This is a genomic window from Variovorax sp. 05L425 (assembly GCF_056397705.1).
The window spans coordinates 64,283-82,025 of the sequence record NZ_JBFTNY010000011.1 but is presented as its reverse complement, the minus strand read 5'-3'; the positions used below and the strand labels follow the sequence as shown (position 1 = coordinate 82,025).

Sequence of the window (17,743 nt, the reverse complement as noted above, 5' to 3'; positions counted from 1 at the left end):
ACAATCAGACAGCGCGTCACTGTGCTCGGCTCGACGGGATCCGTCGGTGTGAGCACGCTCGACGTGATCGCTCGACATCCCGACCGTTTTGAAGTCTTTGCCTTGTCGGCGGCAACGAAGGTCGATGAGATGCTTGCTCAATGTGCGCGCTTCTCACCGAAATTCGCCGCCATGGCCAGTGCGCCGCACGCGGATCTTCTCGCCGACAAGCTGAAGCAGAACGGATTGCCGACGCGAGTATTGAAAGGCAGAGACGCCATCGAAACCATCGCGTCCCATGAGGAGACCGATGCCGTCATGGCTGCCATCGTCGGCGCTGCAGGGCTGGGACCCTGTCTGGCCGCGGCCCGAGCGGGCAAACGTCTCTTGCTTGCCAACAAGGAAGCGCTGGTCGTCGGCGGCGAACTCTTCATGAGCGCCGTGCGACAGGGTGGGGCGACGCTTTTGCCGATTGACAGCGAACACTCGGCAATTTTCCAATCACTTCCGGAGGATCCGGCGACGTGGGCCCGGCGGATCGACAAGATCATCCTGACCGCATCCGGAGGGCCGTTCCGCACCCGCGAGCCAGCGTCGCTGATCAGCGTGACCCCGGAGGAGGCCTGCGCCCATCCCAACTGGGTCATGGGCCGAAAGATCTCGGTGGACTCCGCGACGATGATGAACAAGGCTCTCGAAGTGATCGAGGCCCGCCACCTGTTCGGCGTGCGACCGGAGCAGATAGAGGTCGTGATTCATCCGCAGAGCGTGGTGCATTCGATGGTTCAGTTCACCGACTCATCGGTGATTGCGCAACTCGGCACGCCGGATATGCGGGTCCCCATCGCCGTGGGTCTCGCGTGGCCCGAACGCATCGAGAGCGGTGCCAGCAGACTCGATTTCCGCCAGATGGCGGCGTTGACCTTCGACCCGCCAGATTCGGCGCTATTCCCCGGTCTCGAGTTGGCTTGGCACGCACTGCGCGCCGCGCCCGGTACGACGGCGATTCTGAACGCTGCCAACGAAGTAGCCGTCGAGGCCTTCCTGGATCGCCGACTTCGCTTCGACCGAATTCATGCGGTGAACATGGAAACTTTGGAGGCAGTGCGCCCCTCCAAGCCGCAATCACTCGGGGACTTGCTCGCCCTGGACGCCAGCGCCCGTGCCGCAGCCAACGCAGCCGCATTGCGCTTCGCTGTCTGACCACCAACTTTCGGATACTCCATGCTCACAGTCGTTGCCTTCATTGTCGCGCTCGGCTTGCTGATTGCAGTCCACGAGTATGGTCATTACCGCGTAGCGGTAGCGTGCGGCGTGAAGGTGCTGCGCTTCTCAGTCGGTTTCGGCGCGCCGCTCTATCGCTGGCAGCCGAAGCGTCAGCATCCAGGGCAATCCACTGAATTCGTGATCGGTATGTTCCCGATCGGCGGGTACGTGAAGATGCTCGATGAGCGCGAGGGCCCGGTGCTCCCTGAGGAGCGGCATCGCGCGTTCAATACGCAGCCCTTGCGGTCGCGCGCCGCCATCGTCGCGGCAGGTCCCATCGCAAATCTGCTTCTGGCGGTACTGCTCTACACGCTCGTCAGTTGGATCGGCGTGCAGGAGCCGGCAGCGAAGCTTGCGCACCCCGTGGCCGCATCTCTGGCGGAAGCCGCGGGGCTGCGTGGCGGCGAGCACGTCACGCGGGCAGGGTTTGACGGCGCACTGGAGCCGGTGCAGTCCTTCGAGGACTTGCGGTGGCGCATGACGCGCGGCGCGCTCGACGGGCGCGACCTCACCCTCGAAATCGCGGGTGAGGGCGGGCGCCCGTCTCGCGAACTCGTATTGCCGCTGAGTCGCATCGAAGCCAAGGATGCCGATGCGCAGATGTTCCGAAAGATCGGCGTCGTCGCTCCATTGACGCGGCCTGAGATCGGCGAGGTGATGCCGGGAAGTGCAGCGGAGCATGCTGGGCTGCGTTCCGGCGATGTGGTGCGTACGGTGGGCGGCACGCCGATCGTTGACGGTCAGCAATTGCGCGAGGTGATCCGCGCTTCGGTCGATGGCGGCCAGCCCCGGGTCCAACCTTGGCAAGTTGAACGCGGCGATCAGGTGCTCAAGATCGACGTCGTGCCCGAGGTGCGTGAAGAAGGGGCCATCAAGGTCGGTCGTATCGGCGCTTACGTGGGGACTCCGCCAGAGATGGTTCTTGTGCGGCAAGGCGCGGTAGACGGGCTCTGGCATGGTCTTGTCCGCACGTGGGAGGTGTCTGCGCTCACCGTGCGCATGATGGCCAAGATGGTCATCGGGGAAGCGTCACTCAGGAACCTGAGCGGGCCACTGACGATCGCCGACTATGCAGGGAAGTCTGCGAGCCTCGGCTTCACCCAGTACCTGGTGTTCCTGGCGCTGATCAGCGTCAGTCTGGGTGTGCTGAATCTCATGCCGCTGCCGGTCCTCGATGGAGGGCACCTGATGTATTATCTTTGGGAGGGCCTGACCGGCAGGAGTGTCTCGGATGCTTGGATGGAAAGGCTTCAACGCGGCGGTGTTGCGTTGTTGCTCGTCATGATGTCCATTGCACTCTTCAACGACGTCACGCGGCTCTTTGGTTAACTATCTGCCGGCCCGTTCCGCGCTGGCGCAATTTCACAGATGAACAAAACATTCAGTCGCTTTCGCCTGCGCAGCGTCKCCGCAGTGGTGGCCAGCGCGATTGCCGCTACGGCGGCCTGGGCGGTCGAACCTTTCACGGTTCGCGACATTCGCGTCGAAGGACTCCAGCGCGTGGAGCCGGGTACGATTTTCGCCTCGCTGCCTTTTCGCGTAGGCGACACGTACAACGACGAACGTGGATCGGCAGCGATCCGCGCATTGTTTGATCTTGGGTTGTTCAAGGATGTACGAATCGACGTCAACGGCAATGTGCTTGTTGTGGTCGTCGAAGAGCGGCCGACCATCGCCGAGGTCGATTTTGTCGGGACGAAGGAATTCGACAAGGCGGCGCTTCTGAAGTCGCTGCGTGAGGTGGGTCTCGCCGATGGGCGCCCCTTCGACAAGGCACTGGCTGACCGCGCGGAGCAGGAACTAAAGCGCCAATACGTGAGCCGGAGCCTTTACAACGCGCAGGTTGTGACCACGGTCACTCCGATTGAGCGCAACCGGGTCAATCTCACCTTTACCGTGACCGAAGGCGAGCCTGCGCGTATTCGCGAAGTGCACATCGTTGGCAACAAGGATTTCAGTGAATCCACACTGCTCAGTCTCTTCGATCAGGACAGCGGCGGCTGGTTGAGCTGGTACACCAAATCCAACCAGTACTCGCGCGCCAAGCTCAATGCCGACCTTGAGACGCTGCGCTCTTACTACCTGTCGCGCGGCTACCTTGAGTTCCACATCGACTCGACGCAGGTCGCCATCTCGCCGGACCGCCAGGACCTGGCCGTGACCGTCAACATCACCGAAGGGGAGAAGTTCGTCGTCTCCGGCGTCAAGCTCACCGGCAATTTCCTGGGGCGTGAAGACGAGTTCAAGTCGCTGGTGACGATCAGGCCCGGCGAACCCTACAACGGCGAACAGCTTACCGAGACGATCAAAGCGTTCACAGACTATTTCGGTTCCTTCGGCTTTGCGTTTGCACGCGTTCAGGCCGAGCCTGAGATCGACCGCGTCAACAATCGCGTGGCGCTGACCTTGAACGCCGATCCAGGTCGACGGGTGTACGTGCGCCGTGTCTCCATTGGCGGCAACAACCGCACGCGCGATGAAGTCATCCGGCGTGAGTTCCGGCAGTACGAGGCTGCCTGGTATGACGGCGACAAGATCAAGCTGTCGCGCGATCGCGTCGACCGGCTGGGATTCTTCACCGATGTCAATGTCGACACCCAGGAAGTGCCCGGGTCGCCCGACCAGGTCGACCTGACGATCAACGTGACTGAAAAGCCGACCGGCTCGTTGCAGTTGGGTGCCGGCTTTTCCACGGCAGAGAAGGTTTCCCTGACCTTTGGCATCTCCCAGGAAAACGTGTTCGGGTCTGGCAACTACCTGGGCGTGCAGGTCAACACGAGCAAGTACAACCGCACAATCTCGCTGACCACCACCGATCCCTACTTCACAAAGGACGGCATCTCGCGCACCTTCAGCCTCTACAGCACGACCACCCGGCCGTACTACACCGTCGACGGCGACTACAAGCTGGTGAACGAGGGGGGCAACATCCGTTTTGGTGTCCCGTTCAGCGAAGTCGACACGGTCTTCTTTGGTGCGGGTCTCGAGCGCTACCGTTTCGACCCCGGCAGTTCGATCTCTGCGTTGACCCCGCAGTCGTATCGTGACTACTTCGGGTGTACGACAGGACCGAACGGCATTGTTCTGTTTTGCGAGAACAATTCAGTCTGGGGTATTCCCCTGACCGTCGGCTGGGCTCGTGATGATCGAGACAGCGCGCTGGTTCCGACCCGTGGCCGCCTGCAGCGGGCCAATCTCGAAGTCGGTTCCGGTGGCGACATGAAGTACTACAAGGGCAGCTACCAATACCAGCAGTGGTTCCCGCTCAACAAGCAGTACACATTCGCGCTGAACGGCGAGTTGGGATATGGCAAGGCGTTTGGTGACAATACTTATCCGATTTTCAAGAACTTCTATGCCGGTGGCCTGGGGTCGGTTCGCGGCTTCGAACAGAACTCCCTGGGACCGAAGGACGTGCCAATCCTTGGGCAGACTGAGGGCGCGGCGCTGGGCGGCACGAAGAAGGCCATCTTCAATGCCGAGTTGAGCACCCCGTTCCCGGGTGCTGGCAACGACCGGACGCTGCGTCTTTACGGATTCTTCGATGCCGGCAACGTGTGGGCAGAGCGTGACTCGTTCTCCACCAACGCGCAGTGGGACGCCATCACGAAGATCCGTGCGTCCGTCGGCCTGGGGATCAGCTGGATTTCGCCGCTCGGCCCGCTTCGCCTGGCGTACGCCATTCCTGTCGTTTACCAGAAGGCAGACCCGGCGAATGGTATCCCGGAGGATAGAATCCAACGCCTGCAATTCCAGATCGGAACTTCCTTCTAATGACCCCATTGCTTCGTGCCGCAGGTGCGCTGCTGATCCCCGCCTTCATGGCGGTGGGGATGCCTGCCCACGCGCAGGAAACCTTCCGCATCGGTTTTGTGAATCCTGATCGCGTCTTGCGCGAGGCTTTGCCCGCCAAGGCAGCACAGGCAAAGCTGGAGGCTGAGTTTCTCAAGCGCGAGAAGGATTTGACCGCACAGGGTGAAGCGCTCAAGGCCGCCTCCGAGAAGTTCGAAAAAGAGGCTCCGACGCTTTCCGAAACGCAACGCATGACGCGTCAGCGTGCGCTGATCGATCAAGACCGGGATTTCCAGCGACGTCGCCGCGAATTCCAGGAAGATCTGAACGCTCGCAAGAACGAAGAGCTGCAACAGGTCTACGAGCGCGCCAACCGCGTGGTCAAGCAGGTGGCTGAAGCTGAAAAGTACGATGCGATCCTGCAGGAAGCGATCTACATCAACCCCAAGCACGACATCACCGAAAAGGTGATCAAGGCGCTGAACGCGTCGACCTCGAACGGCGGCAAGTAGCGCCGCAAATCGGCGTGTCACTACGGCTAGGTGCAATCGTTGATGCCCTCGGGGGCGAGCTTGAGGGCGATCCGGCGTTGTCCATCGAGCGGCTGGCGCCGCTTTCGGTGGCACAAGCAGACGCCATCAGCTTTCTGAGCAATCCCAAATATCGCAAGGAGCTAGCTGCCTCCAAGGCGGGCTGTGTGATCGTGGCGCCTGCCATGCGGGACGCCGCCGCCGAGCGCGGAGCATTCATTTCGACGCCGGATCCATACCTGTATTTCGCCCGGCTGACGCAGCTCTGGAAGAAAACGCATGCACGACCCGACGCGGTGCGCATTCATCCGAGTGCCGTCATCGATCCAGACGCTTCGATCGACCCGACCGCCCGAATTGGCGCGCTGTGCGTCATCGAGCGAGGGGCGCGCATCGGCGCGGACACCGTCCTGAAGTCCCGAGTCACGGTGAGTGAGGATTGCGTCATCGGGGACCGCTGTCTCCTGCATCCGGGCGTCGTGATCGGCGCGGATGGATTCGGCCTCGCCCCGCAAGAGGGTGCCTGGATCAAGATCGAGCAACTTGGTGCTGTGCGCATAGGGGACGATGTGGAGATCGGCGCCAACACTTGCATCGATCGAGGTGCCCTCGAAGATACTGTGATCGAGGACGGCGTCAAGCTCGACAACCTCATCCAGATCGGCCACAACGTTCGCGTGGGCAAGCACACGGCCATGGCCGGTTGCGCCGCAGTCGCCGGCAGCGCGACCATTGGCGCGTACTGCACGCTCGGTGGCCGGGCGGGGGTCCTGGGGCATCTCACGATCGCCGATCACGTGCACATCTCATCCAACTCGTTGGTGACGCGATCCATTCACAAGCCCGGCCATTACACCGGCGTGTTTCCCATCGACGACAATGCCGCCTGGGAGAAGAATGCAGCCACGCTCAAGCAACTGCACAGTCTGCGCGAGCGCCTGAAGGCGCTGGAAAAAATGACGATGCAGGACAAGAAATCATGACGCTCGATATCCATCAAATCCTCAAGCTGTTACCTCACCGCTATCCCTTTCTGCTTGTGGATCGCGTGCTCGAAATGGAAAAGGGCAAGCACATCAAGGCGCTCAAGAACGTGACCATGAACGAGCCGTTCTTCAATGGCCACTTTCCGCATCGACCCGTGATGCCCGGCGTATTGATGCTCGAGGCGATGGCGCAAGCGGCCGCGTTGCTCTCGTTCCATTCGCTGGACATCATTCCGGATGACAACACCGTCTACTACTTCGCGGCCATCGATGGCGCGCGTTTCAAGCGGCCGGTGGAGCCGGGCGATCAATTGACGCTGGAAGTCGAGATCGAGCGCATGAAGGCTGGCATCTCGAAATTCAAGGGGCGCGCGTTGGTCGGGGCCGAACTGGCATGCGAGGCCACGCTGATGTGCGCAATGCGCCAGATCAATTGAACCTGCGGTGGGCATGACGCTGATTCATCCGACGGCCATCGTCGACCCCAAGGCTGAGCTCGATCCGACAGTGAGTGTCGGGCCCTATGCCGTGATCGGACCGCACGTCCGGGTGGGGGCCGGGACCACGATCGGCGCGCACTGCGTGATCGAAGGTCGGACCACTATCGGACGCGACAACCGCATCTTCCAGTTCGCCTCGCTCGGCGCGGTGCCGCAGGACAAGAAATATGCGGGTGAGCCGACGGAACTGGTGATCGGCGATCGCAATACGATTCGCGAGTTCTGCACGTTCAACCTGGGTACCACGCAGGACGTCGGCACCACGCGGGTCGGGGATGACAACTGGATCATGGCGTACGTGCACATCGCGCACGATTGTCAGCTCGGCAACGAGATCACCATGGCCAACAATGTGACACTGGCGGGTCATGTGGAAGTCGGGGATTGGGCCACCGTCGGCGGTCTCACCGGCGTGCTTCAGCGCATGCGGATTGGAGCGCATTCGATGGTCGGCTTTGCAAGCCACGTGGGCAAGGACGTTCCGCCATTCATGGTGGTGGACGGCAACCCGCTGGTCGTGCGAGGCGTCAACCTCGTCGGGCTGCGTCGGCGCGATTTTTCAGCAGAGCGGATCACGGCCATTCGCGAGATGCACAAGTTGCTGTACCGACAGGGCAAGACGCTCGACGAGGCCCGGGAAGGAATCGCCCGCCTGGCGGCGGAGATGCCTGCCGCAGCGGCGGACGTGACGCACATGCATGCGTTCCTCGGCAGCGCAGTTAGCGGTATCGCGCGCTGAAGGCAATGACGACAGCGGCTGTATCGCGACGCTTCTCGCTGGTCGCAGGAGAGGCATCGGGCGACCTGCTTGCAAGCCTGCTCCTCGACGGACTGCAGGCACGTTGGCCCGACATGAAATCGGTCGGCATCGGCGGCCCGCGGATGCTCGCGCGTGGATTCGAGAGTTGGTGGCCACAGGAGAAGCTTGCCGTCAGTGGCTACGTGGAGGTTCTGCGCCACTATCCGGAGATTGCCGGCATCCGGCGGCAATTGCGGGCGCGAGTGCTTCGCGAACAACCAGACATCTTCATCGGTGTCGACGCGCCGGATTTCAACCTGGACCTCGAGGTGGCACTGCGAAGCAGGGGCATGAAGACGGCGCATTTCGTCTGTCCTTCGATTTGGGCGTGGCGGCCGGAGCGCGTGGAGAAGCTGCGCGCCGCTGCCGACCACGTCCTTTGCATCTTCCCGTTCGAGCCGGCACTGCTCGCCAGGCACGGGGTGGCCGCCACTTATGTCGGCCATCCACTCGCGAACGTCATTCCGATGGCGCCCGACCAAGCTGCCGCCCGGACATCCCTGGGACTGGACGCAGATGCGACCGTGGTCGCGCTTTTCCCCGGAAGCCGGCGTTCGGAGATCCGGCGCATCGCTCCGCTGTTCTTTGCCGCCGCCGCGCTGATGCGCAAATCCCGGCAGTCGCTTCAGTTCATCCTGCCTGTCCTTCCGAACTTGCGCGCCGAAATGGAACAACTGCTGCAGGACAGCGCGATGGCGGGGAACGTAAAGTTGCTCGATGGTCAATCGCACCCCGCGTTGGCCGCCTGCGACGTGACCTTGATCGCCAGCGGCACCGCCACGCTCGAAGCCGCGCTGTTCAAGCGGCCGATGGTGATCTCATACCGCGTGAACTCGCTGACGTGGAACTTGGTCATGCGGCACAAGCAACTTCAACCGTGGGTCGGGCTGCCAAATATCCTCTCCGGCGAGTTCGTCGTGCCTGAACTGCTGCAGGACAACGCGACGCCCCAGGCGCTGGCCGAAGCGACGCTTGAGTGGCTTGCTGCGCCCGAGAAGGTTCACGCCTTGCAACAACGTTTTTGCGCGCTGCATACAGAATTGCTCCGCGATACGCCGACACTGTGCGCCGATGCGATCCAGAAAGTTCTTGAAGGCTGAACAGGCCACCCTGGCATGGGATGCGCCGGGCTTGCTCGCCGGCGTCGACGAGGCTGGCCGAGGCCCGCTGGCGGGGCCTGTCGTCGCCGCGGCGGTCATTCTGGACGACCAGCGTCCGATCCGCGGACTCGCCGACTCGAAGACGCTGACCGCCTTGCAGCGCGAGCGCCTCAACGACCAGATCCTCGCCAAGGCCTTGTGCTGCTCCGTGGCGCAGGCGAGCGTCGAGGAAATCGATACCCACAACATCCTCCAGGCGACGATGCTTGCCATGCGGCGTGCCGTCGCGGGTTTGCGGCTGAAGCCGGCCAAGGTGCTGGTCGACGGCAATCGACTGCCCACGCTCGACGTGCTGGCAGAAGCCATCGTCAGGGGCGACGCCCGCGTCAAGGCGATCTCGGCCGCGTCGATCCTGGCGAAGGTTCATCGCGATCGCCTGTGTGAGCAACTGCACGCTGAATTCCCACAGTACGGCTTTGCAGGGCATAAGGGTTACGGCACGCCCGAGCACCTGGATGCGTTGATGCGACATGGCGCCTGCGTGCATCACCGGAAATCGTTCAGCCCGGTCGCAGCAGCCCTGATGCGTACGGCCAACTCGGTCGAGCCCGCCGCCCCCGTCGCAAGCGAGATGGTGGTGCAGGCGGCTCGTATCGAGATACGGATGACCTCGTGACTTCCGAAGTCAGCCACGTGACATCGCGGGACAATCCGCTACTCAAGGAACTGCGGAAGCTTTCGCACGAGCCTGGCGCCTACCGGAAGACGGGGCGCGTCTGGCTCGAAGGCGATCACCTTTGCCGGGCGGCCCGCGATCGCGGCGTCCGGGCAGCGATTGCGGTATTTGTCGAGTCGCAATGGCCATCGGCAGGACGCGAATGGACGAATGCGGCAGCGAAAACCGTTGTGGTCGCGGATGCGCTGTTGGCCGGCGTGAGTGGCCTGGAGTCGCCTGCGCCCATGGGTTTCGTGCTCGATTTGCCATTGCCCTCCGGCGTCGAGCCTTCTGCGCCCACCGTGGTGCTCGACCGGTTGCAGGATGCGGGCAACGTCGGCTCCATCTTGCGGAGCGCGGCCGCATTCGGATTTACACAGGTCATCGCGCTGAAGGGAACGGCCGCGCTCTGGGCGCCGAAGGTGCTACGCGCCGGCATGGGTGCCCATTTCGGCCTCAGGCTGATCGAGTCGGCAGAGATCAATGCATTGGACACGCTGACTGTGCCCTGCATCGCGACCAGTTCGCACAGCGGCGACTGGCTTCATCGAGCCCAATTGCCCCACCCGTGCGCATGGTTGATGGGCCATGAAGGGCAGGGCGTTTCGGCCGAACTGGAGGCGCGCGCATCTCGGCACATCAGGATCGCGCAACCGGGCGGCGAAGAGTCACTCAACGTGGCTGCTGCTGCTGCGATCTGCTTGCATGCAAGCGCGGCCGGAGCCATTTCTTGAGCAGGCGACGGCTATAATCAAGGGCTTTCCCGCTCACACCCTCGCCCTCAGCGCACGCAAGCCAACTCCTCGACGAAAGTCGCAGCCCAAAGTCATTTCTTGGGTTCGCTTTGGGCGTCATCCATCCGGAGATCCCAGTGCTTTTGTCTCTCAAGGGAAAATTCCCGCCCGCCATCCTGGCGCTTGCAGACGGCACGGTCTTTCTCGGCAACTCGATCGGCGCCACCGGCGTCACGACTGGCGAAGTGGTGTTCAACACCGCCATGACCGGTTACCAGGAAATCCTGACCGATCCGAGCTACTGCCAGCAGATCGTGACGCTCACCTACCCGCACATCGGCAACTATGGCGTCAACGAGGAAGATATCGAGGCCGACAAGATCCATGCCGCAGGCCTCATCATCAAGAACCTGCCGCTCGTTGCATCGAACTTCCGCGGGACCGCCACACTGAACGAGTACCTCGTGCGCGGCAACACCGTCGCCATCGCCAACATCGACACCCGGAAGCTGACCCGTCATCTGCGCACGCACGGCGCGCAGAACGGCTGCATCCTCGGGCTGGCCGAAGGTGAAGCAGTCTCCCAGGCACTGATCGACAAGGCGGTTACTGCAGCCAAGGCGGCGCCGAGCATGTCAGGGCTCGATCTCGCCAAGGTCGTGTCGGTCAAGGAAACCTATGAATGGACGCAGACCGAGTGGAAGCTCGGTGCCGGCTACGGCGTGCAGATCACACCCAAGTTCCACGTCGTCGCGTTTGACTACGGCGTCAAGAAGAACATCCTGCGCATGATCGCCCAGCGCGGCGCGCGAATCACCGTCGTACCGGCACAGACACCGGCCGCCGACGTGCTCAAGCTGCGTCCCGACGGCATCTTCCTGGCGAACGGCCCGGGCGACCCGGAGCCTTGCGACTACGCGATCAACGCCACGCGCGAACTGATCGAAACCGGCATCCCGGTCTTCGGAATCTGCCTCGGCCACCAGATCATGGCGCTGGCTTCGGGCGCGAAGACCTTCAAGATGAAGTTCGGCCATCACGGTGCCAACCATCCGGTGAAAGACCTGGACAACGGCCGAGTGAGCATCACCAGCCAGAACCACGGCTTCGCGGTCGACGAGAAGAGCCTGCCCGCCAACCTGCGCCCCACGCACATCAGCCTGTTCGACAACACGCTGCAAGGGCTGGCACGCACCGACAAGCCGGCCTTTTGCTTCCAGGGCCACCCGGAGGCTTCGCCGGGTCCGCACGATATCGGCTATCTGTTCGATCGCTTCACGGCACTCATGCAAAGTCACAAAGAAGGACAGAAGAATGCCTAAGCGCACAGACCTCAAGAGCATCCTCATCATCGGTGCCGGCCCGATCATCATCGGGCAGGCGTGCGAATTCGACTACTCCGGCGTGCAGGCCTGCAAGGCGTTGCGCGAGGAGGGCTACAAGGTCATCCTGATCAACAGCAACCCCGCAACGATCATGACCGACCCGGCCACGGCCGACGTGACCTACATCGAGCCGATCACTTGGCAGACGGTCGAGAAAATCATCGCCAAGGAGCGTCCCGACGCGATCCTCCCGACCATGGGAGGTCAGACCGCGCTCAACTGCGCGCTGGACCTCTGGCGCAACGGCGTGCTCGACAAGTACAAGGTCGAGTTGATCGGCGCCACGCCCGAGGCCATCGACAAGGCCGAGGACCGCCTGAAGTTCAAGGATGCGATGACGAAGATCGGCCTGGGCTCCGCGCGCTCCGGCATTGCGCATTCGCTCGATGAGGCCTGGGCGGTGCAGAAGACCGTCGGGTTCCCGGTCGTGATCCGCCCGAGCTTCACGCTCGGCGGCACGGGCGGCGGCATTGCCTACAACCCCGAAGAGTTCGACACCATCTGCAAGCGCGGCCTCGAGGCTTCGCCGACCAACGAGCTGCTGATCGAAGAATCGCTGCTCGGCTGGAAAGAGTACGAGATGGAAGTCGTGCGCGACAAGGCCGACAACTGCATCATCGTGTGCTCGATCGAGAACCTCGATCCAATGGGCGTGCACACGGGCGACTCGATCACCGTCGCGCCCGCGCAGACGCTGTCGGACAAGGAATATCAGATCCTTCGCAATGCCTCGCTGGCCGTGCTGCGCGAAATCGGCGTCGATACTGGCGGCTCGAACGTCCAGTTCTCGATCAACCCGAAGGACGGCCGCATGGTCGTCATCGAGATGAATCCGCGTGTCTCGCGTTCGTCTGCGCTGGCCTCCAAGGCCACGGGATTCCCGATTGCCAAGGTTGCCGCCAAGCTGGCGGTGGGCTACACGCTCGACGAACTGCGCAACGAGATCACCGGCGGCGCCACGCCTGCGAGTTTCGAGCCCAGCATTGACTACGTGGTCACCAAGATCCCGCGCTTCGCCTTCGAGAAATTCCCGCAGGCCGATTCGCGCCTGACGACGCAGATGAAGTCGGTGGGCGAGGTGATGGCCATGGGCCGCACCTTCCAGGAGTCGTTCCAGAAAGCCCTGCGTGGCCTCGAAGTCGGCGTGGACGGTCTCAACGAGAAGACGCAGGACCGCGAGGTTCTCGAAAAGGAACTCGGCGAGCCCGGCCCCGACCGCATCTGGTATGTCGGCGATGCCTTCGCGATGGGCCTGAGCGTGGACGAAGTCTTCGCCCTGACGAAGATCGATCCCTGGTTCCTCGTGCAGATCGAGGAAATCGTGAAGATCGAGCTCGAACTCGAAACCAAGTCCCTCGACGATATCGACCGCGATACGCTGCTTGCGCTCAAGAAGAAGGGCTTCTCCGACCGCCGCCTCGCGCGCCAGTTGAAGACCACCGACACCGCGATCCGCGAAAAGCGCCGCGCACTGGGTGTCCGCCCGGTCTACAAGCGCGTCGACACCTGTGCGGCCGAATTCGCGACCAACACCGCCTACATGTATTCGACCTACGAGGACGAGTGCGAGGCCGAACCCACCAGCAAGAAGAAGATCATGGTGCTCGGCGGCGGTCCCAACCGCATCGGGCAGGGCATCGAATTCGACTACTGCTGCGTGCACGCCGCGCTGGCGATGCGCGAGGACGGCTACGAGACCATCATGGTCAACTGCAATCCCGAAACGGTATCGACGGACTACGACACCAGCGACCGCCTGTACTTCGAGCCGCTCACGCTCGAAGACGTGCTCGAAATCGTCGACAAGGAAAAGCCGACCGGCGTGATCGTGCAGTACGGCGGCCAGACGCCGCTCAAGCTCGCGCTCGACCTGGAAGCCAACGGCGTGCCGATCATTGGCACTTCGCCCGACATGATCGACGCGGCCGAAGACCGCGAACGCTTCCAGAAGCTGCTCCACGAGCTCAAGCTGCGCCAGCCGCCGAACGCCACCGCTCGCACCGAAGCCGAGGCGCTCGAGAAAGCTGCTGCGCTGGGGTATCCGCTGGTGGTGCGTCCGAGTTACGTGCTGGGCGGCCGCGCTATGGAAATCGTCCACGAGCAGCGCGACCTCGAACGCTACATGCGCGAGGCCGTGAAAGTGAGCAACGATTCGCCGGTGCTGCTGGACCGCTTCCTGAACGACGCCGTCGAATGCGATGTCGACTGCCTGCGCGATGCGGAAGGCAATACGCTCATCGGCGGTGTGATGGAGCACATCGAGCAGGCCGGTGTGCACTCGGGCGATTCCGCGTGCTCCTTGCCGCCCTACAGCCTGAAGGCCGAGACCATCGCTGAACTCAAGCGCCAGAGCGCTGCGATGGCGAAGGCGCTGAACGTGGTCGGCCTGATGAACGTGCAGTTCGCGATCCAGGAGAAGGACGGCCAGGACGTCATCTACGTTCTCGAAGTGAATCCGCGCGCTTCCCGCACCGTGCCTTACGTGAGCAAGGCGACAGGGATCCAGCTGGCCAAGGTAGCCGCTCGCTGCATGGCCGGCCAGTCGCTGGCCTCGCAGGGTGTTACGAAGGAAGTCACGCCGCCGTACTTCAGCGTCAAGGAAGCCGTGTTCCCGTTCGTGAAGTTCCCGGGCGTGGACACCATCCTCGGCCCCGAGATGAAGTCGACCGGCGAAGTGATGGGCGTGGGCAAGACCTTCGGCGAAGCCTTCGTCAAGTCGCAACTGGGCGCCGGCACGCACCTGCCGAAGTCCGGCCGTGTCTTCATTTCGGTGAAGAACAACGACAAGCCGCGCGCAGTGGATGTCGCGCGCGGGCTGGCCGCGCTGGGTTTCGAGCTCATTGCGACCAAGGGCACCGCGGCGGCAATCAATGCAGCGGGTGTCGCTTGCGCGGTCGTCAACAAGGTCACCGAAGGCCGTCCGCACATCGTCGACATGATCAAGAACAATGAGATTGCGCTGGTCATCAACACGGTGGAAGAGCGGCGCAATGCGATCGCCGACTCGCGCCAGATTCGCACCTCTGCGCTTCTGGCGCGTGTGACGACGTTCACGACCATCTTCGGCGCTGAAGCGGCCGTCGAGGGCATGCGGCACATGAATGACCTCGACGTCATTTCAGTCCAGGAGATGCATAGCCAGTTGCTCGCCCCCAGGTTGGCTCACTCCGTGTAGCCGCCCACCCCCTGCCGGGGCAACACCAGCGGCCCGGCGGAGCCGGTTCCGCGGTGTTCCTGGAACGGGCCTCGCTGCGCTTGGTTTCTGATGAAGCGCAAGGCTTTGCGATCGAGATGACCACAGAATGCAGTCGAAGGAGACTTTGTATGGACACCCAGCTCGTAGAACTCGATCTGGCGGACTGGAATGCTGCTTCGGCGAACGAAGCGTGGATCGCCGCGCTTGAAGCCGGCAAGGTTCTGTATTTCCCACGACTCGGATTTGATCTGCTGCCGCAGGAGCGGTCGTTGCTGACACCGGCGGTCCTGTCGCCCGATGTTCGCAACATCAGCCTCGATGCCAATGGACGTCTGAAGGGCGTGGCGGGCGACGAAGAGCGCCAGCGCGCGGTCGCCGCGATGATCGGACGTTTCCGTGCACAGGCCCAGCAGTTGATTCACGGCCTGCTGCCGCACTACACACCGGCTTTGCGGCTCGCGCCGACCAGCTATCGCCCGGCGCAAGTTGAAACGCGGGTTCAGTCATGGCGGGCCGATGACCGTCGACTGCACGTGGACGCCTTTCCTTCGCGTCCGAATTACGGCGAGAGAATCCTGCGCGTGTTCACCAACGCCAACCCAGATGGCGCACCGCGCGTTTGGCGGGTTGGTGAGCCTTTCGAGACGGTTGCCCGGCGGTTCCTTCCGCGAGCCAAGCCGTATTCGTCTTTGCAGGCGAAGCTGCTCCGCGCCCTGCGCGTGACGAAGTCGCTGCGCAGCGAATACGACCACCTCATGCTGCAACTGCACGACGGCATGAAGTCCGACCTCGAATACCAGAAGAACGCCGAGCAGGAAACGGTGCCGTTTCCGGCGGGTTCGGTCTGGGTTTGCTTCTCGGACCAGACTTCCCACGCCGTCATGTCCGGACAGTACATGCTCGAACAGACGCTGCATCTGCCCGCCGCAAGGCAATACAATCCCGAATCGAGCCCGCTCGCCATTCTGAGCCGGCTGACCGGACGCAAGCTCGTCTGATCTTTTCTCTCCCTTCAACCGCCGAACGGCAGCGTTCGGCGGTTTCGCTTTCTGGAGCAACCCCATGGCAACCATTCCCATCACCAAGCGCGGCGCCGAGAAGCTGCGCGAAGAGCTGCAAAGGCTCAAGACCGTCGACCGCCCCGGCGTCATCAATTCGATCGCGGAAGCCCGCGCGCAGGGTGACATCAGCGAAAACGCTGAATACGAAGCCGCCAAGGACCGCCAGGGCTTCATCGAGGGTCGCATCCAGGACATCGAGGGCAAGCTGTCGGCGGCGCAGATCATCGATCCGTCCGAGCTCGATGCGGGGGGCAAGGTCGTCTTCGGTTCCACCGTGGAACTGGAAGAAGAGAAGACCGGCGAAGCCGTCAAGTACCAGATCGTGGGCGAGGACGAGGCCGACCTGAAACAGGGCCTGATCAATGTCTCGAGCCCGATCGCCCGCGCGCTGATCGGCAAGGAAGAGGGCGATACCGCCGAAGTCCAGGCGCCCGGCGGCGTGAAACGCTACGAAATCGTGGCCGTCAGCTACCTCTGAGCTTGGGTTGGATGAAGGATCGCGTCGCGCTCTTGCTGGCTGCCTTTTGGTGGGGAAGCCTGACGACGATCGGTTTTCTTGTCGTGCCGATGCTTTTTGCGAAGCTCGACAGCCTGGCAGTCGCGGGCAATTTCGCGGGGCAATTGTTCGCGGCGCAGACTTGGGTGGCGTTGACGTGCGGCCTGATACTGCTGATGCACTTTCGCTCGCAGGCCGACGAGCGCGTAACGCCAGCCGCGCGAACCGCCGTCTTCCTGGTCATCACTGCGATGCTGCTCGCCCTGTTGCAGCAATACGCGGTCGCACCGCACATCATGGCGCGCGAAAACCTCAAGCTTTGGCATTCCCTGGGGAGTGCCATGTACCTGGGGCAATGGGCCTGTGCGGGCGCCTTGCTCTGGCGCATGGGCCCGCGCCGCGGCTGATCAGAGCCCCCGCGGAGCGCCGGCCTGCGATCAGGCCTTCCAGAACTGCGTGATCCAGCGCGCCGGCCGGATGAACCGGAAGCGGCGATTGCGTCGTCCCGCCAGCGCATCGGGCGGATTGCATTCCCCATGGAAAACCATGATCTTCGCGCCCTCCGGCACGAAAGGCTCGCGCCAATAGTTGGTTGGCCAGGCCGGGATCCCGTGGTACTTGAAGCTCGGGCACCACGCCTCCGGCCAGTAAGCCAGTGTGCCCTTGCGGTACATGAAGTCCGACAAGTAGGTCTGCTCATTGCGGAACTGGTCCTGCACCGCGTCCATGTTCTCGCGAAAGTGGGCGAGAACGTCGGGGTGCGCACCCAGTTCGAAGCGGTACACGGATGAGTTCCCGGTGATTCGCCGTCGCCGCCACGGGCGTTCATAGTCGTGAATGATCAGGAACTCACCCGGGTATTCGAAGAATTCGTCGAGGCTGCCGACCACGACAACGTCCAGGTCGACGAAGAGCGCCGTACCACGCAGCCCGTGGAGGTCTTGCTCGAAAGTGGTCAGCTTCTTCCAGGCCCGATCAACCTGGCCCGGCGCCAATTCCAGATCCAGGGGCGGAATCGGAAAACACTGGACCTCGCTCCGGATGCCCTGGCTGTCGTCAGTCAGGCAGACGAACTTGAAATCCCCACTCAGGTGCCGGCGCACCATGGCATAGAGGCGATTGACGTATTCGGGCCCGTACTTGGTGCCCCATTTCATGCACAGGATGTGTCGCTGCGGTCCTGCCGCGGTCTCGGGCTGCATCC

At 62.6% G+C, this 17,743-nt stretch carries 16 protein-coding genes; 15 read left to right on the top strand and 1 reads right to left on the bottom strand.

Going from position 1 to position 17,743, the window contains the following annotated elements; genetic code table 11:
* Window positions 1-3: 3 nt before the first annotated feature.
* The 15 genes from ispC to AC1DN9_RS14415 all read left to right on the top strand — a co-directional run bounded on the left by ispC (window position 4) and on the right by AC1DN9_RS14415 (window position 16,946).
* The gene (gene ispC / locus AC1DN9_RS14485; protein WP_478101415.1) at window positions 4-1,182 is read left to right on the top strand and encodes a 1-deoxy-D-xylulose-5-phosphate reductoisomerase; all 1,179 of its coding nucleotides are present in this window, start codon (window positions 4-6) and stop codon (window positions 1,180-1,182) included.
* 21 nt (window positions 1,183-1,203) lie between these two features.
* Window positions 1,204-2,574, top strand: coding sequence for an RIP metalloprotease RseP (rseP, locus tag AC1DN9_RS14480; RefSeq protein ID WP_478101268.1), 1,371 nt, complete (start codon window positions 1,204-1,206; stop codon window positions 2,572-2,574).
* Window positions 2,575-2,613: 39 nt separating this feature from the next.
* The gene (gene bamA / locus AC1DN9_RS14475; protein WP_478101266.1) at window positions 2,614-5,019 is read left to right on the top strand and encodes an outer membrane protein assembly factor BamA; all 2,406 of its coding nucleotides are present in this window, start codon (window positions 2,614-2,616) and stop codon (window positions 5,017-5,019) included.
* On the top strand, window positions 5,019-5,549 hold the full coding sequence (locus AC1DN9_RS14470) for an OmpH/Skp family outer membrane protein (protein ID WP_478101264.1): 531 nt from the start codon (window positions 5,019-5,021) through the stop codon (window positions 5,547-5,549). The genes bamA and AC1DN9_RS14470 overlap by 1 nt, the downstream gene beginning before the upstream one ends.
* A 14-nt stretch (window positions 5,550-5,563) precedes the next feature.
* Window positions 5,564-6,550 (top strand): UDP-3-O-(3-hydroxymyristoyl)glucosamine N-acyltransferase, encoded by a 987-nt coding sequence (lpxD, locus tag AC1DN9_RS14465; RefSeq protein WP_478101262.1) that lies wholly within the window; start codon window positions 5,564-5,566, stop codon window positions 6,548-6,550.
* Window positions 6,547-6,990, top strand: coding sequence for a 3-hydroxyacyl-ACP dehydratase FabZ (fabZ, locus tag AC1DN9_RS14460; RefSeq protein WP_478101261.1), 444 nt, complete (start codon window positions 6,547-6,549; stop codon window positions 6,988-6,990). The genes lpxD and fabZ overlap by 4 nt, the downstream gene beginning before the upstream one ends.
* A 13-nt stretch (window positions 6,991-7,003) precedes the next feature.
* The gene (gene lpxA / locus AC1DN9_RS14455) at window positions 7,004-7,792 is read left to right on the top strand and encodes an acyl-ACP--UDP-N-acetylglucosamine O-acyltransferase (protein WP_478101259.1); all 789 of its coding nucleotides are present in this window, start codon (window positions 7,004-7,006) and stop codon (window positions 7,790-7,792) included.
* A 5-nt stretch (window positions 7,793-7,797) separates the two neighbouring features.
* Window positions 7,798-8,952, top strand: a complete 1,155-nt coding sequence (lpxB, locus tag AC1DN9_RS14450) for a lipid-A-disaccharide synthase (RefSeq protein WP_478101257.1) — start codon at window positions 7,798-7,800, stop codon at window positions 8,950-8,952.
* Window positions 8,924-9,628 (top strand): ribonuclease HII, encoded by a 705-nt coding sequence (gene rnhB, locus AC1DN9_RS14445; protein WP_478101255.1) that lies wholly within the window; start codon window positions 8,924-8,926, stop codon window positions 9,626-9,628. Before lpxB ends, rnhB begins: the two co-directional genes overlap by 29 nt.
* Window positions 9,625-10,401: a TrmH family RNA methyltransferase gene (locus AC1DN9_RS14440; protein ID WP_478101253.1), complete on the top strand. Its 777-nt coding sequence runs from the start codon at window positions 9,625-9,627 to the stop codon at window positions 10,399-10,401. The genes rnhB and AC1DN9_RS14440 overlap by 4 nt, the downstream gene beginning before the upstream one ends.
* Before the next feature lie 137 nt (window positions 10,402-10,538).
* Window positions 10,539-11,723 (top strand): glutamine-hydrolyzing carbamoyl-phosphate synthase small subunit, encoded by a 1,185-nt coding sequence (gene carA, locus AC1DN9_RS14435; protein ID WP_478101251.1) that lies wholly within the window; start codon window positions 10,539-10,541, stop codon window positions 11,721-11,723.
* Entirely contained in the window at window positions 11,716-14,961 is a 3,246-nt protein-coding gene (carB, locus tag AC1DN9_RS14430; protein WP_478101250.1) for a carbamoyl-phosphate synthase large subunit, read from the top strand. Before carA ends, carB begins: the two co-directional genes overlap by 8 nt.
* Before the next feature lie 149 nt (window positions 14,962-15,110).
* Window positions 15,111-15,980 (top strand): Kdo hydroxylase family protein, encoded by an 870-nt coding sequence (locus tag AC1DN9_RS14425; protein ID WP_478101413.1) that lies wholly within the window; start codon window positions 15,111-15,113, stop codon window positions 15,978-15,980.
* A gap of 64 nt (window positions 15,981-16,044) precedes the next feature.
* A complete protein-coding gene (greA, locus tag AC1DN9_RS14420) occupies window positions 16,045-16,521 on the top strand; it encodes a transcription elongation factor GreA (RefSeq protein ID WP_478101248.1) in 477 nt (158 codons plus the stop codon).
* 11 nt (window positions 16,522-16,532) lie between these two features.
* The gene (locus AC1DN9_RS14415; protein WP_478101246.1) at window positions 16,533-16,946 is read left to right on the top strand and encodes a DUF4149 domain-containing protein; all 414 of its coding nucleotides are present in this window, start codon (window positions 16,533-16,535) and stop codon (window positions 16,944-16,946) included.
* Between the two features lie 30 nt (window positions 16,947-16,976).
* Here the strand turns inward: AC1DN9_RS14415 and AC1DN9_RS14410 are convergent, their stop codons facing one another.
* Window positions 16,977-17,741, bottom strand: a complete 765-nt coding sequence (locus AC1DN9_RS14410; protein WP_478101244.1) for a glycosyltransferase — start codon at window positions 17,739-17,741, stop codon at window positions 16,977-16,979.
* Window positions 17,742-17,743 lie beyond the last annotated feature (2 nt).

Coding starts and splice junctions, on each gene's coding strand:
- rseP (WP_478101268.1), top strand. CDS start 1,204: ATGCTCACAGTCGTTGCCTTCATTGTCGCGCTCGGCTTGCTGATTGCA.
- AC1DN9_RS14470 (WP_478101264.1), top strand. CDS start 5,019: ATGACCCCATTGCTTCGTGCCGCAGGTGCGCTGCTGATCCCCGCCTTC.
- fabZ (WP_478101261.1), top strand. CDS start 6,547: ATGACGCTCGATATCCATCAAATCCTCAAGCTGTTACCTCACCGCTAT.
- lpxA (WP_478101259.1), top strand. CDS start 7,004: ATGACGCTGATTCATCCGACGGCCATCGTCGACCCCAAGGCTGAGCTC.
- lpxB (WP_478101257.1), top strand. CDS start 7,798: ATGACGACAGCGGCTGTATCGCGACGCTTCTCGCTGGTCGCAGGAGAG.
- rnhB (WP_478101255.1), top strand. CDS start 8,924: ATGCGATCCAGAAAGTTCTTGAAGGCTGAACAGGCCACCCTGGCATGG.
- carB (WP_478101250.1), top strand. CDS start 11,716: ATGCCTAAGCGCACAGACCTCAAGAGCATCCTCATCATCGGTGCCGGC.
- AC1DN9_RS14425 (WP_478101413.1), top strand. CDS start 15,111: ATGGACACCCAGCTCGTAGAACTCGATCTGGCGGACTGGAATGCTGCT.
- greA (WP_478101248.1), top strand. CDS start 16,045: ATGGCAACCATTCCCATCACCAAGCGCGGCGCCGAGAAGCTGCGCGAA.
- AC1DN9_RS14415 (WP_478101246.1), top strand. CDS start 16,533: ATGAAGGATCGCGTCGCGCTCTTGCTGGCTGCCTTTTGGTGGGGAAGC.
- AC1DN9_RS14410 (WP_478101244.1), bottom strand. CDS start 17,741: ATGCAGCCCGAGACCGCGGCAGGACCGCAGCGACACATCCTGTGCATG.